This is a genomic window from Pseudomonas sp. GM25, assembly GCF_000282255.1.
GTDB lineage: Bacteria > Pseudomonadota > Gammaproteobacteria > Pseudomonadales > Pseudomonadaceae > Aquipseudomonas > Aquipseudomonas aphyarum.
Map to the genome: position 1 here is coordinate 19,047 of NZ_AKJQ01000036.1, position 13,880 is coordinate 32,926.

Here is a 13,880-nt window from a genome sequence, read left to right on the forward strand (position 1 = left end):
CTTGAAGACGTTGCTCACTCGATTGACGACATTGGCGGTGGTGCTGCTGGCAATCGTGCTTGGCTGGTTCGCCTGGGAGCATTACACCCGGGCCCCGTGGACGCGGGATGCGCGGGTGAGGGCGGATGTGGTGACGCTGTCGGCGGATGTTTCGGGCCGCATCGTCATGCTCGCGGTGCAGGACAACCAGCATGTCGACAAGGGCCAGTTGCTGCTGGAGATCGATCCGGCTCGCTACAGCCTCGCCGTCGAGCATGCGAAACGCTCGGTGGAGGTCTCGAAGGCTACGCTCGGTCAGTCACAAGCAGCCATCGTCGCCAGCGAGGCGTTGCTCAAACAACGCCAAAGTGAAGAGCGTCGGCGACGTACGCTCAAGCAAGGATTCGCGATTTCCGGGGAGGAGTGGGAAAAGTCCAGTACCGACGTGGCCGTGGCCCAGGCCGATCTGTTGCGTAATCAGGCCAATCTCGGTCTGGCCGAAGCCAATGTGCAACTGGCGATTGCAGCGTTGACCCAGGCCGAACTGGATCTGCAACGTACCCGTGTCGAAGCGCCGGTCAGCGGTTATGTCACCAACCTGCTGACCCGTCAGGGGGATTACGCGGTGGCCGGCAGCGCGTTGCTGGCACTGGTGGACAGTGGCTCCTTTTACGTCAGCGGCTATTTCGAGGAAACCAAACTGCCACGGATCGAGGAGGGTGATCGGGTGCGGATCGAATTGATGAGCGGGGAAAAATTCGGCGGCACCGTGCAAAGCATCGCCTTTGCCATTGCTGACCGGGAAAATGCGCCGGGCAGTCGATTGCTGGCCAACATCAACCCCAGCTACACCTGGGTGAAACTGGCGCAACGGGTACCCGTGCGGATCGGCATCGATCCCGATTACGCAGGCAAGGACCGACTGAGAGCCGGCACCACCGCGACGGTCACCGTGCTGGAAAACCATGAAAGACAGGTACAAAAAAGCCCCGCGACCGAATGATACGCGGGGCAAAAATTTGGTTGGTTGCGGCCAACCAAAGGAGCTCTTTAAAAAAATGTTACTTGCTGGCGACCGTCTCTGGCTGCCAACCGCCACCTAGGGCCTTGTAGATCGCGACGATGCCGCGATACAGATCCACTTCGGCCTGGGCCTGGCTGTCTTCGGCGTTCAAACGTTCACGCTGGGCGTCGAGCAACACCAGGAAATCGGTGGTGCCTTCGCGGTAGCGAATCTCGGCGAGGTCAGCGGCCTTGCGGCTCGACTCGCTCTGACGGATCAGCGAGATCAGACGTTGCTGACGTTTGCCGTAATCACTGAAGGCGTTTTCCGACTCTTCCAGCGCGAGCAATACTTGCTGCTCGTAGGTCGCCAGTGCGCCTTCGGCATCGGCATCGGCGCCGCGCAAACGGGCCCGCACGCTGCCAAGGTCGAACGCTGCCCAGGTGATGCTCGGGCCCAGTGCCCAGGCGTTGGCCGCCGAGGAACCGATCTGCGAACCACGCCCGGCCGTCCAGCCGAGGAAACCGCTGAGGCTGACCCGAGGAAACAGGTCGGCCTTGGCCACACCGATACGCGCCGTGGCCGACGCCAGTTTGCGTTCGGCGCTGAGGATGTCCGGACGACGCTGCAGCAGTTCACCCGGATCACCGATCGGCAAGGCCTTGGCAATCGCTGGCAGGTCTTTCGGGCTCAGGTCGACGGTCAGTTTGTCCGGACGTTCACCCAGCAGGGTGGCGATGCGGTTTTTCTGCCGCGCCTGTTCCGCCTGCAACTGCGGCACACTGGCTTCGACCGACGCCAGACGGGCATCGGCCCGTTCAACATCGAGCTGATCGCCAACGCCGGCGTCACGCAGGCTGATGGTGATCTTGCGCGACTCCTGCTGGTTGTTCAGGTTGGCCAGGGCGATCTTTTCCCGCAATTGAGCGCCGCGCAGTTGACCGTAAGCGTCCACCAGTTCGGCAATCATGGTGACTTGCAGTTGGTACAGATCGGCTTCGGCCGCTTGCTGGTCGGCGTCGCTGGCTTCCAGATTGCGCTGGATGCGTCCGAACAGGTCCAGCTCCCAGGCCATGTCCAGACCCAGGTCGTAGCGTTCGCTATTGACCCGTTTGGTGGTCTGGCCAGGAATCTGACCTTTGGCCAAGTCGCTGCTGGCGCGGCTGGTGATGGTCGGCATCGCGTCGTTGCTGGCGTCATCGCGGATCGCCCGGGCGGCTTTCCAGCGGGCGAATGCCACGCGCAGTTCACGGTTGCCTTGCAGCGATTGAGTCACCAACTGGTTGAGAGTCGGATCGTCGAACTGCTGCCACCAGATGCCTTCGAATTTCGAACGGTCGAAGTTCTTCTGGCCGGCGGCGCCGTCGGTGGCGGACGTGATGTTCGCCGCCTCCGTCGTCGGGGTCTTGTAGTCAGGGCCGACGGCGCAGGCACTCAGGGCCAGCACCAGCAGGCTCGGCAGGAAGACTTTCAGACTCATTGGTGCGCCTCCAGTGGCTTTTGAAGATTTTGCGCCTTGGCCGCTTTGCGCGCTTCGCTGCGCTCCACGAAGTTGCGGATCAGCACATAGAACACGGGGGTCAGCAGCAGACCGAAGAAGGTCACACCGAGCATCCCGGAGAACACTGCCACACCCATGGCATGACGCATCTCGGCACCGGCACCGCTGGAGAACACCAGTGGCACCACCCCCATGATGAACGCGAACGAGGTCATCAGGATTGGCCGCAGACGCAGACGGCAGGCTTCCAGTACAGCGGCCAGCGGATCGAGGCCTTCTTCCTGCTTATCCTTGGCGAACTCGACGATCAGAATCGCGTTCTTACAGGCAAGTCCCACCAGTACGATCAAGCCGATCTGGGTGAAGATGTTGTTGTCGCCGCCAGAGATGATCACACCGGTGATGGCCGACAGCAGGGTCATCGGTACGATCAGGATCACCGCCAGTGGCAGGCTCCAGCTTTCGTATTGAGCCGCGAGCACCAGGAACGCCAGCAATACGCAGAGCGGGAACACGAACAGCGCAGTGTTGCCGGACAGAATCTGCTGGTAGGTCAGGTCGGTCCACTCGTAAGTCATGCCGTTCGGAAGTTCATCCTTGAGCAGTTTCTCGATGGCTTTTTCGGCCTGGCCAGAGCTGTAGCCCGGAGCTGCCGCACCGTTGATCTCAGCGGTGATGAAGCCGTTGTAGTGCATCACGCGATCCGGGCCCGAGGTGTCGCTGACCTTGATGAAGGTCGCCAGCGGGATCATTTCGCCTTTGTTATTGCGTACTTTCAGCTGGCCGATCTGGTCGGATTCGAGGCGGAACTGTTGCTCTGCCTGAACGTTGACCTGATAGGTACGACCGAAGCGGTTGAAGTCGTTGGCATACAGCGAACCCAGGTAGATCTGCAGGGTGTCGAAGATGTCGCTGACGGCCACGCCGTGGGTCTTGGCTTTTTCGCGGTCGATGGCGGCATCGACCTGCGGCACGTTCACGGTGTAGCTGGTGAACAGGTTGGCCAGTTCCGGAACGTTATGGCTCTTGGCAATAATGTTCATGGTTTCCTTGTACAGCTCTTCGTAGCCCAGGTTGCCCCGGTCTTCGATTTGCAGGCGGAAACCACCAATGGTGCCCAGGCCTTGTACCGGCGGCGGCGGGAAGATCGCCATGTAGGCTTCCTGAATCCCGGCGTACTGGCCGTTCAAGGCACCGGCAATCGCACCGGCGGACATGCTCGGGTCTTTACGCTCGTCGAACGGTTTCAGGGTCACGAACACGATGCCGGCGTTCGGGCTGTTGGTGAACCCGTTGATCGACAGGCCCGGGAACGCTACGGCGCTTTCCACGCCAGGCTGTTTCAGTGCCAGGTCGGACATGCGCTTGATCACGTCTTCGGTACGATCCAGGCTGGCGGCGTCCGGCAGTTGCGCGAAGGCCACCAGGTATTGCTTGTCCTGGCCGGGTACGAAACCGGTCGGCGTGCTGGAGAAACCGAAGAAGGTCAGCACCATCAGACCTGCGTACAGGAAGAGGGCGATGCCGCTGCCACGGATGACCCGGCGCACGGTACCGACGTATCCATGGCTGGCGCGGTCGAAGAAACGGTTGAACGGACGGAACAGCCAGCCACCGAAGATCCTGTCCAGCACTCGCGAGAAGCGGTCTTTCGGTGCGTCGTGACCTTTAAGCAACACAGCGGCCAGCGCTGGCGACAGGGTCAGCGAGTTGAAGGCCGAGATCACGGTCGAGATCGCGATGGTCAGTGCGAACTGCTTGTAGAACTGGCCGGTGAGGCCCGAGATGAATGCCGCCGGAACGAACACCGCACACAGCACCAGCGCCGTGGCAATGATCGGGCCGGTCACTTCACCCATGGCCTTTTTGGTCGCATCGAAGGGGTTGAGCCCCAGTTCAATGTTCCGCTCGACGTTCTCCACCACCACGATGGCGTCGTCCACCACAATACCGATCGCCAGTACCAGGCCGAACAGCGACAGGGCGTTGAGCGAGAAGCCGAACAGGTGCATCACCGCAAACGTACCGATCAACGATACCGGCACCGCCACCAACGGAATGATCGAGGCGCGCCAGGTCTGCAGGAACAGAATCACTACCAGAACCACGAGGATCAGTGCTTCGAAGAGGGTGTGAACCACCGCCTCGATGGAGCCGCGCACGAAGATCGTCGGGTCATAGACGATGCTGTAGTCCATGCCTTGCGGGAAGCTTTTCTTCAGTTCTTCCATCTTGCCGCGAACTTCGTTCGAGATTTCTATGGCGTTGGAGCCAGGACGCTGGAAGATCGGGATCGCTACGGCCGGCTGGTTGTTCAGCAACGAACGCAGGGCGTACTGACTGGAACCCAGTTCGACGCGGGCGATGTCCTTCAGACGCGTGATTTCACCGTTGTCGCCAGCGCGAATGATGATGTTCTCGAACTCTTCCTCGGAGACCAGACGGCCCTGAGTGTTGACCGACAACTGGAAGCTCTGGGCATTCGGGGCAGGGGGCGCGCCCAGTTGGCCGGCGGCCACCTGACGGTTCTGCTCACGAATCGCGGTCACCACATCAGTCGCGGTCAGATTGCGCGAAGCGGTCTTGTTCGGGTCGAGCCATACACGCAGCGAGTAGTCGCCCATACCGAACAGCTGCACGTCACCGACACCACCGAGGCGAGCGAGCTCATCCTTGATGTTGAGGATCGCGTAGTTGGACAGGTACAGCATGTCGTAGCGTTTGTCCGGCGAGGTCAAGTGCACAACCATGGTCAGGTCGGGCGAAGCCTTGTCGACGGTGATACCGATGCGCGTCACTTCTTCTGGAAGTTTCGGCTCGGTCCGGGTCACGCGGTTCTGAACTTGCACCTGCGCGTTGTCCAGGTCGGTACCCAGGGCGAAGGTGATGGTCAGGGTGATCTTGCCGTCAGCGGTGGACTGCGAGGACATGTACAACATGTTCTCGACGCCGGTGATGGCCTGCTCCAGCGGAGCCGCCACGGTTTCACCGATGACTTTTGGGTTGGCGCCCGGGAAGTTGGCACGCACCACCACGGTCGGTGGCACGACTTCCGGGTATTCGCTGATCGGCAACTGGAACAGCGAAATCGCACCGGCGATCAGGATCAACAGCGACAGCACCGCTGCGAAGATCGGCCGTGAAATGAAGAATTGGGAAAAATTCATCGGAGTTGTCGTCCCTTAACCGCGTGGGGTCGCAGCAGCCAGTTTCACAACCGAACCCGGCGCACCTTTGGCAGGTGCGACTTTGGGCAGGTTGCTGGCTTCCAGCGCTTGTCGTTGTTGAGCGAGAGCGGCAATGGTTTGCTCGCTGGCCATCGGGATCACTTCAGGCGAAACCGGGGAGCCAGGACGAACCCGTTGCAGACCCTTGACGATAATCGTGTCGTCCTTGTTCAGGCCGCTGCGCACGATACGCAGGCCTTCGATCTTCGGACCGAGTTCAACGGCGCGGTAGGCGGTCTTGTTGTCGCCATCCATCACCAGCACGAACTTCTTGCCGAGGTCGGTACCGACCGCTTCATCATTGATCAACATGGCGTTGTAGGTGCCGCTGCCGACCAGTTTCAGGCGTGCATACAGACCCGGGGTGTAGGTACCGTCGCTGTTGTCGAACACGGCGCGACCACGGATGGTGCCGGTTTTCGGGTTGACCTGGTTGTCGACGAAGTTCATCTGACCCAGGTGCGGGTTGCCGTCTTCATTGGACAGGCCCATGTACACCGGGGTGGTTGCACCGCGCTGACCCTGACGGGCGAGTTGGGTGTATTTGAGGAACACACGCTCGTCGGCGTCGAAATAGGCGTAGACCTTGTCGGTGGAAACCACGCTGGTCAGCGCAGTGGTGTCGGCGGTCACCAGGTTACCGGCGGTGATCTCGGCACGGCTGACGCGGCCGCTGATTGGCGCAGTGACGCGGGTGAAGCTCAGGTTCAGTTTGGCCAGATCCAGTTGCGCTTGCAGCGCGCCGACAGCAGCACGGGCTTCTTGGGCAGCGCTGGTGCGCGAGTCGGCCAGTTCGGCGGAGATGGCGTTGCTGGCACGCAGGCGTTCGCCACGGCCGGCTTCGTTTTCACTGCGGGTGGCATTGGCGCGGGATTGGGCTACCAGAGCTTCGAGGCGGCGGACCTCGGCCTGGAACGGACGCGGGTCGATCTGGAACAGCAGGTCGCCTTTCTTGACCAGCGCACCTTCGGTGAAGGCGACTTCGTCGATCTGGCCTGACACCCGCGGACGGATTTCAACGGTTTCCGGCGCCTCGAGACGCCCGGTGAATTCGTCCCACTCGTTGACCGGTTGTTCCAGCACCTTGGCCACGCTGACTTTGGCAGCAGGCATGGTGGCGGCGGTCTCCGGAGTCTTGCCGCAGGCGCTCATCACCAGCACGGCCAACATAGCCAACGGGAAGCGCAAATGTTTGAGTGATTGTTCCATGGATGCATCCGCCAATGTATTGAAGATGGGCGGATGATGCTCGGCGGGTAGATGGCAAACGAATCGAATGACACGAAGGTAACTATCATTCGGAATGATATAAGCCCGAGCGAAGCCCTCTAGCATGCGCCTTTCGTTAGGGGGCTATCAATTGGGCTGATGACAAAGCTGTGTTGCGCGGCGAGCAAGAATTCAGACGATTAAATGTTGGTCGCGAAAACAAAGAGACGGCCATGGCGGCCGTCTCGATCAACGTAGTGCAGGCTGACTCAGTTGATGCCTTTGCGGTTCGGGCCGAAGCGGTTCGGACCTGGCTGGCTGTCTTGCACCAGGAACACCAGGTTGACGATCGGCAACAGCAACCACCAGCCGCTGCGGTCAGTGTCGTGCATGCGGCGTACACCTACCGCGATACTCGGCAACAACATCACCAAGCTGTAAAGGTTGTAAAGGACGCCCTTGGTATTGAGCATCGCATCGAGAACACCGATGACAATGCAGATACCCATGTTGATCAGAATAAACATCCAGTATTCACGGCGGGTGGCGCGCCCTTTGAATTCCGCGAAATTCTTCAGTGCTTCGACGTATGGGTTACCCGTCGTGATGGCCGGCCCGCTTGCATAGGTCGGTTGGGCCTGTTGGGTCGCCTGAGGCGCCCCGCACTGCGGACAAGCCAAGGCCAGGGTGCTTATTTCCTTCGCGCAACCGCGGCAGAAAACCATGCTCATATTTTTTCCCTAAAATTATTCAATCGATAGGCAGGACACAACGAACGCAGTAAGACCGGACAGAATAATGCCGGCGATCGCGAGGTTTCTTCCTGGATGTTTTTGGTTGATGCAGACAATGCCGCAAGTGAGGCCCGCGATGCTGAGAATACCCACACCGACAATCGCGTCCCTGTCCCATTCGGAATCATCAAACAGGGTGAGTGCGCTGATAATTCCGAGGATCAACGAAACGATGGCCAGCCAAGGCATTTCGGCTTGCGTTTGCGTTTGCGGCACGGAGGCCTGTTGGGCGGCCCCGCATTGGGGGCAAGTGAGCGCCGTTTCGTGAAGCTCCTTGGCGCAAGCACGACAATAGACCATTGCCATCGTTTTCCTTAACTGAGTGCGAATGCCCGACCCTCCATCGGTCCGGGCGGCGGTAAATTAAACTTTATTACCGGATTTGTCATTAGGCACTTTGCCAGTATCCGCATCGCTCGCCGGGAAAATCAGGTCTTGCGCTACTGAAGGCTATCCGGATCCCCAAAAAACATCTGAATCCGCGACCGCAGCCACCGCTCACCCGGATCGTTATCCTGCGACCCACGCCACGCCATATGCAGTTCAAACGTGCGTGTCGGCAACGGTGGATCTTCGGCGCGCAGACCACCAGCCGCCGTCAGCGCGTCCGCCGTGTAATCGGGGACGGTCGCGACGATATCGGTGCCCGCCAGCAGCGTCCCCAGTCCGTTGAACTGCGGCACCGCCAGTACCACGTGCCGTTTACGCTCGAGTTTTTCCAGCTCTTCATCGACGAAACCACTGAGGTCGCCGGCAAACGACACCAGCGCATGCGGTCGGGCGCAGTAATCGTCCAGGCTCAACGGCCCCGGCACAGTATCGGCGCGCAGCAATTTGGGTGCGCTACGGCGCAGGACTTTGCGTTTGGCGTTGGCCGGCAGGTCGGTGGTGTAGCTGACGCCGATGGAGATTTCGCCGGAGGCGAGCAGGCCGGGCATCAGGATGTAGTTGACGCGGCGCACCACCAGGACGATGCCGGGCGCTTCGGCGCGCAGGCGCTTGAGCAGCATTGGCAGCAGCGCGAATTCGACGTCGTCCGACAGACCGATGCGGAACACCGAAGTGCTGGTCGCCGGGTCGAATTCCGCTGCGCGGCTGACGGCCGTCGAAATCGAGTCGAGGGCCGGGGAGAGCAAGGCGAAGATTTCCACCGCGCGGGCGGACGGCTCCATGCTGCGCCCGGTGCGCACAAACAAAGGGTCGTCGAACAGGCCGCGCAGGCGAGAAAGCGCGGCGCTGATCGCCGGCTGGCCGAGAAACAGCTTTTCCGCCGCACGGGTCACGCTGCGCTCATGCATCAGCGTTTCGAACACGATCAACAGGTTGAGGTCGACACGACGCAGGTCATTACGATTCATCTGGAGTCCTGGCAGAGTCATCAAGCTTGACGAGAGCGACCATATGAGAACAATGGCCGGCATGAATCTTACGGGGAAAGGCTGGTAGTCTGCACCGGGTAATTCAGCTTTACTGAGAAGGCGGCAGCAGTTTTTTCATGGATTTTCTCAATGCTGACCATGCTGCGGAATCAATGACAGGCATGTCGACTATTAATAGCCACTGATAGTCTTGGCTGGAAAGCCCAGATAGAGTTCATGGCATTAGAGGTTACTTTGACGAGGTTTGCGATGTCCCGCACGATCCGTTTTCACAAGTTTGGTCCAGCCGAGGTGCTCAAATGCGAAGAGCATGCGGCTGCTCAGCCAGGTCCTGGCGAAGTGCAGGTGCGTGTCGAGGCGATCGGCATCAGCTGGTATGACACGCTCTGGCGCCAGAATCTGGCGTCGTCCCAGGCGCGTCTGCCTTCCGGCCTCGGTCATGAAATGGCCGGCGTGGTCACGGCCATCGGCGACGGCGTCGAAGATCTGGCCGTGGGCGACAAGGTGGCTAGCTTCCCGGCCGAGAGCCCCAATGATTACCCGGTCTATGGCGAACTGATCGTTCTGCCGCGCACCGCGCTGACCCGTTATCCCGACGTGCTCAGCCCGATTGAAGCCAGCGTGCATTACACGCCGCTGTTGATCGCCTATTTCGGTTACGTTGATCTGGCACGGGTCAAACCCGGGCAGTTCGCCCTGGTGACCGACGCCAGCCACTGTGCCGGTCCGTCCTTCGTCCAGTTGGGCAAGGCGCTGGGTGTGCGGGTGATTGCTGCCACCAAAACGGCAGAGGAGCGTGAGTACCTGCTGTCTCTCGGTGCCGAGAAAGTGATCGTCACCGAAGAAGAAGACCTGTTGATGCGGATCAACAAGATCACCGACAACCGCGGTGTCGACGTGGTGTTCGACGGTCTAGGCGGGCCACAGATGTCGCTGCTCGGCGATGTGCTGGCACCGCGTGGCAGCCTGGTGCTGTACGGCCTGCAGGGCGGCAACCAGACGCCATTCCCGGCCTGCGCAGCGTTCCAGAAGAACATTCAGTTCTTCGTGCATTGCATCGGCAACTTCACCGGCAAGCCGGAGCTCGGCATCGTTCAGGATCACGTCGCCTTGCAACGTGCCTTGCGTGATATCAACCAGCTCACTGCCGACCGTGTGCTGCTGCCGCTCAAGACTCGTGTGTTTCCGTTCAACGAGTTTGTCGAAGCTCACCGCTACATGGACGAATGCCCATGTCGCGAGCGGGTTGCCCTGCAAATCGAAACTGCCTGACCTTTCCATTCAGAGTCCGTGGCCCCACGGACTCTTGTGCGTTTAATCCTTCAGATATCGAGAAACCCCTGGGTCAGACGCCTGGGGACGTTCAGCAACTGAACTGGTTTTTGCTCTCGATCTGTATCTTCTAATTGCCCTCCAGACCCTGATAATTGAATGACTACTTTCATCTCAAGGAATGAGCTATGTCTGTGCATTCTATTTGTTCTGTGCAGTATCAAACGGCTGTTTATCATCGCACCTCAAACTTCTGTTTAAAGTTTGTAGGGCTGCCATGTAATCCCTTCTTTTTTTCTTGTGCTCATTATGTGCAGGGGCTTGTAAGAAGTTTCCTAGGAAAACCCTGCCTTGCGAGGAGTCCAGCAGCGACGGGGCTTTCAGCCATGCCGATCGTGATTCTTAAATGCCATGCGCTCAACTGTTTCAAATAACTACAAAAACATAAGTGTTAGCATTTAAGCGTCTATTAATTAATGAAGAATGATTGCGCGTCCGCCATTTTTGGCCGCGCGATATAAAACCTTTGATACCGGGTGAAGTACTGATGAGCACGATCCATGATCAGGCAATGAACTATGTCTACCAGCAAGTTCTGCAACGACTGCTGAGTTTCTTTTCCCGGGCCGAGCGCACGGCATTGCAGCTGTTGATCCAGCGTCTGGCGGTCGCTGCCGGGGGCATGGATCGCATCGGTGAATTCAAGGTGTTGGTGATTCAATCCGGCACACGCGACTGTTGCTACAGCCTGGCCCTGTTGCGCGCGGCGCAGTTGAGCATCGCCGGCCGCGCACCTGCCACGTTTCAGTTGAGAGTCGCGACCCTGCGGTGCAACGGCGTACCGGCTTCGGCGTTGCACAACCTGCATCGCAGTTTCAGTGCACTGTTTCTGCATGATGACCCGAGGGTCGAGTTGTTGATGGTCGATCATCGGGAAATCCTGCCTTTCAACCATCTGGCGCCCATTTGTGATGATGGGCGCGAGGCCGGCAGACTCGACCTACTGATGGTGGGGCATCGCCGTGAATGGGATGAGGATCTGACATTGTGGGATGACCAGTATCTGACCACCGCTGAGTTCTATGGCCAGGTCGCCCGATGGAGCAATGGTGTCGATGCCTTGATCAGCAGCGACAACGCGCGCCGTCAGGAGCAGTTTCTCGATGGTCTGGACAGGGCAGTGCGCAAGGTCGGGATTGGCGAGTTGTCGCGAAAGGGCGGAGGGTTCGATGAGCTGTTCAGTCTGCTCGACAGCCTCGGCGGCGATTGTTATCGCGAACTCTACTCGCAAGACGATCGGGTGCCTTGGCGCCCCCTCGGCGAGTTCGAAGCCTGTCGTCGCACCAGCTATATCGGTATCGACGATATGGTCGTCGGCAAAATGGAGGAACGCTGGCCCTTGCTCAGCGATTTCCTCGGGTTTCAGGCCGACGATCTGATGCTTGAAGCGCGCACCGGCGAGTGCGCTGATCCCCTGGTCGGTGCGTTCCTGAAAGGTTTGCAGGCCAGTTACACCGAAGGCCGGACCTATGAAACCGGCGTATCGGACTATCTGCAGCAATGCCTGGCGACGATGCGCCGCAGAAACACGCCAGAGCAGGTTTGCGAACGTTTTGTCTCCACATTCGGCAACTCTTGCGATCTAGCCGAGCAACGGTCGCTGGCTGCGTCGTCCCTGCAAAAGAATCTCGGCCTCAACGAGTCGCAACTGGTGTGCCTGCTGTTCGCTCCCTTCAACGATGCCGGTGCCGGTCTCGAGCGATTCCTGCGCACCTGTCATCCGGGGATGCTGGTCGCCATGCCGGACCTGCACCGCGCCATGCAGGGCCTGCACGCACCGGAGCAGGTCTTGCAATGGATGACCGATGTCAGCGGCTTGCCACTGCGACTGATCTGCCGGTTGTATGCAATGGGGGCTGTCCGGACAGGCGAGCACGTCGCACAAGCGCAGGAGTTGCCCGAGCGCGAGGTGACTCTTGGCGACCGCTCGGCGGAAGGTTGAATGGGATTTTGCTGCCCGATCACACGGACGTCTATGCGGACGTACGCTCATGAGTGAGCCGAGAGAATCTGATTTTGCCTACCAGGCGGTCTATCGCTACCTGACGCAACTGATCAGTGAGCCGGGCAACCAGGGAGCGATTCGACTGCCATCGTTGAGGCAGTTGGCCGAGCGGTTGAACGTGTCGATCTCGACCATTCAATACGCCTACGCACTGCTGGAGAAAGAAGGCCGGGTCTATTCCGTGGCCAAATCCGGATATTTCGCGCAGCCTACATCGTCGGTCATGTCGCCCGGGCGCGGCGGTGATTTGCTGGAAACGGTGTACGTCAATGCCAGATGCAGTGGCATGCAGGTATTGAGCGCCGATGAGCCGGCGTCGATCCAGCCCCTCGATCGCCCCTTGCTGATGCTTGAACGAGAGTTGTTGCGCCAGTATCCCCGACACCTGCAAACGCCGGCCCAGCCTTGCGGCGAGCTGGAGCTGCGCACGCTGCTGGCGGCCCGCTACACGTCATCGGCCGCCCATTGCTGGCACGCCGAAGATGTCTACATCGGTGCCGATCTGCGAGGAGTGCTGGAAATCCTGATCGCCGTCCTTGAGCTGCGCCACGCGACCGTGGTGATCGAATCGCCTTGCGACTGGATGATCCTGCGCTTGTTTCAGTCCGCCGAGGTTCAGGTGATCGAGTTGCCGCTGCAGCCAGACGGGGCATTCGATCCGCAGAAACTCCAGAGACTGCTTGAAAGCGAGCGGGTGCGATTGATCCTGCTGTCCTCCCGATTGAACATGCCCCACGGGAGTCGTATCCCGCCGGCCAGCCGTGAGGCCATTGCGCATTTGCTGCTGAGTCATGGCACCTGGTTGCTCGAAAATGACTGCCACGGCGACTTGCTGGACGACGCCGAAGGGGAACCGCTGCGCGAGTTGGTGGATCCCGACCGTCTGCTGGTGTTTTCCATGTTCGAAAAAGTCATCGGGGTCGAGGCGCCCTATGGTTTTGTCCTGTCGCGGCAATGGCGCGCGGACCTGCAGCGTCACTTCCTGTTGCGTTCGTTTCGCCTTTCACCAATCCGCCAGAAAGCGATCGCCCGACTCTACGCGAGCGGGCGGGTCGACCAGCATCTGCCGGTGCTCAAGCGCTTGCTCAGGGAACGCCGAACGCAATGGATCGATTTGATACGCGAACGTCTGGGGGACATTCTGCACGTCATCGAACCTGAGGGCGGTGCGACGATCTGGCTGCATTCTGCGCGCCCGGTCGTGATGGACGCGGTGTTTCAGCGGCTGCTCAAGCAACATGTGCTGATTGCACCGGGGGAGTTGTTCAGTCTCAGAGGGTTGCACGCGCAGCACATGCGTTTGAGCGCGATTGGTGGTACGGAACACGAGTTGTTAAGACTTGTCGGACTGCTTGGGGATGCGTTGCGACTGGCTCCGCGGACAGATGCGCGAAAACACTCGGCTTGTACGCAATAGACCCCATCGCACTCCGGACAAACTGCCAGTAAAC

At 59.6% G+C, this 13,880-nt stretch carries 10 protein-coding genes; 4 read left to right on the forward strand and 6 right to left on the reverse strand.

What is annotated here, in order from left to right:
• Position 1: 1 nt before the first annotated feature.
• The gene (locus tag PMI24_RS12980; protein ID WP_007954546.1) at positions 2-982 is read left to right on the forward strand and encodes an HlyD family efflux transporter periplasmic adaptor subunit; all 981 of its coding nucleotides are present in this window, start codon (positions 2-4) and stop codon (positions 980-982) included.
• A 58-nt stretch (positions 983-1,040) separates the two neighbouring features.
• Here the strand turns inward: PMI24_RS12980 and PMI24_RS12985 are convergent, their stop codons facing one another.
• The 6 genes from PMI24_RS12985 to PMI24_RS13010 form a co-directional block, all read right to left on the reverse strand.
• On the reverse strand, positions 1,041-2,462 hold the full coding sequence (locus tag PMI24_RS12985) for an efflux transporter outer membrane subunit (protein WP_007954547.1): 1,422 nt from the start codon (positions 2,460-2,462) through the stop codon (positions 1,041-1,043).
• Entirely contained in the window at positions 2,459-5,650 is a 3,192-nt protein-coding gene (locus PMI24_RS12990) for an efflux RND transporter permease subunit (protein ID WP_007954548.1), read from the reverse strand. The genes PMI24_RS12985 and PMI24_RS12990 overlap by 4 nt, the downstream gene beginning before the upstream one ends.
• 15 nt (positions 5,651-5,665) lie before the next feature.
• Positions 5,666-6,919 carry a multidrug efflux RND transporter periplasmic adaptor subunit MexE gene (gene mexE, locus PMI24_RS12995; RefSeq protein ID WP_007954549.1) on the reverse strand — a complete coding sequence of 418 codons (1,254 nt, stop codon included), beginning with the start codon at positions 6,917-6,919 and terminating at the stop codon, positions 5,666-5,668.
• A 269-nt stretch (positions 6,920-7,188) separates the two neighbouring features.
• A complete protein-coding gene (locus PMI24_RS13000) occupies positions 7,189-7,650 on the reverse strand; it encodes a DUF805 domain-containing protein (RefSeq protein WP_007954550.1) in 462 nt (153 codons plus the stop codon).
• A gap of 15 nt (positions 7,651-7,665) precedes the next feature.
• Positions 7,666-8,019: a DUF4190 domain-containing protein gene (locus PMI24_RS13005; RefSeq protein WP_007954551.1), complete on the reverse strand. Its 354-nt coding sequence runs from the start codon at positions 8,017-8,019 to the stop codon at positions 7,666-7,668.
• 134 nt (positions 8,020-8,153) lie between these two features.
• Positions 8,154-9,071, reverse strand: a complete 918-nt coding sequence (locus PMI24_RS13010; RefSeq protein WP_007954553.1) for a LysR family transcriptional regulator — start codon at positions 9,069-9,071, stop codon at positions 8,154-8,156.
• Positions 9,072-9,341: 270 nt separating this feature from the next.
• Here PMI24_RS13010 and PMI24_RS13015 point away from each other — a divergent pair, with 270 nt between their 5' ends.
• The 3 genes from PMI24_RS13015 (at position 9,342) to PMI24_RS13025 (ending at position 13,846) form a co-directional block, all read left to right on the forward strand.
• Positions 9,342-10,364, forward strand: coding sequence for a zinc-dependent alcohol dehydrogenase family protein (locus PMI24_RS13015; protein ID WP_007954559.1), 1,023 nt, complete (start codon positions 9,342-9,344; stop codon positions 10,362-10,364).
• Positions 10,365-10,911: 547 nt separating this feature from the next.
• Entirely contained in the window at positions 10,912-12,366 is a 1,455-nt protein-coding gene (locus tag PMI24_RS13020) for a hypothetical protein (RefSeq protein WP_007954561.1), read from the forward strand.
• Between the two features lie 49 nt (positions 12,367-12,415).
• Positions 12,416-13,846, forward strand: coding sequence for an aminotransferase-like domain-containing protein (locus tag PMI24_RS13025; RefSeq protein ID WP_007954563.1), 1,431 nt, complete (start codon positions 12,416-12,418; stop codon positions 13,844-13,846).
• The last annotated feature ends 34 nt before the right edge of the window (positions 13,847-13,880 follow it).

Coding starts and splice junctions, on each gene's coding strand:
- PMI24_RS13010 (WP_007954553.1), bottom strand. CDS start 9,071: ATGAATCGTAATGACCTGCGTCGTGTCGACCTCAACCTGTTGATCGTG.
- mexE (WP_007954549.1), bottom strand. CDS start 6,919: ATGGAACAATCACTCAAACATTTGCGCTTCCCGTTGGCTATGTTGGCC.
- PMI24_RS13005 (WP_007954551.1), bottom strand. CDS start 8,019: ATGGCAATGGTCTATTGTCGTGCTTGCGCCAAGGAGCTTCACGAAACG.
- PMI24_RS12985 (WP_007954547.1), bottom strand. CDS start 2,462: ATGAGTCTGAAAGTCTTCCTGCCGAGCCTGCTGGTGCTGGCCCTGAGT.
- PMI24_RS13000 (WP_007954550.1), bottom strand. CDS start 7,650: ATGAGCATGGTTTTCTGCCGCGGTTGCGCGAAGGAAATAAGCACCCTG.
- PMI24_RS13020 (WP_007954561.1), top strand. CDS start 10,912: ATGAGCACGATCCATGATCAGGCAATGAACTATGTCTACCAGCAAGTT.
- PMI24_RS13025 (WP_007954563.1), top strand. CDS start 12,416: ATGAGTGAGCCGAGAGAATCTGATTTTGCCTACCAGGCGGTCTATCGC.
- PMI24_RS12990 (WP_007954548.1), bottom strand. CDS start 5,650: ATGAATTTTTCCCAATTCTTCATTTCACGGCCGATCTTCGCAGCGGTG.
- PMI24_RS13015 (WP_007954559.1), top strand. CDS start 9,342: ATGTCCCGCACGATCCGTTTTCACAAGTTTGGTCCAGCCGAGGTGCTC.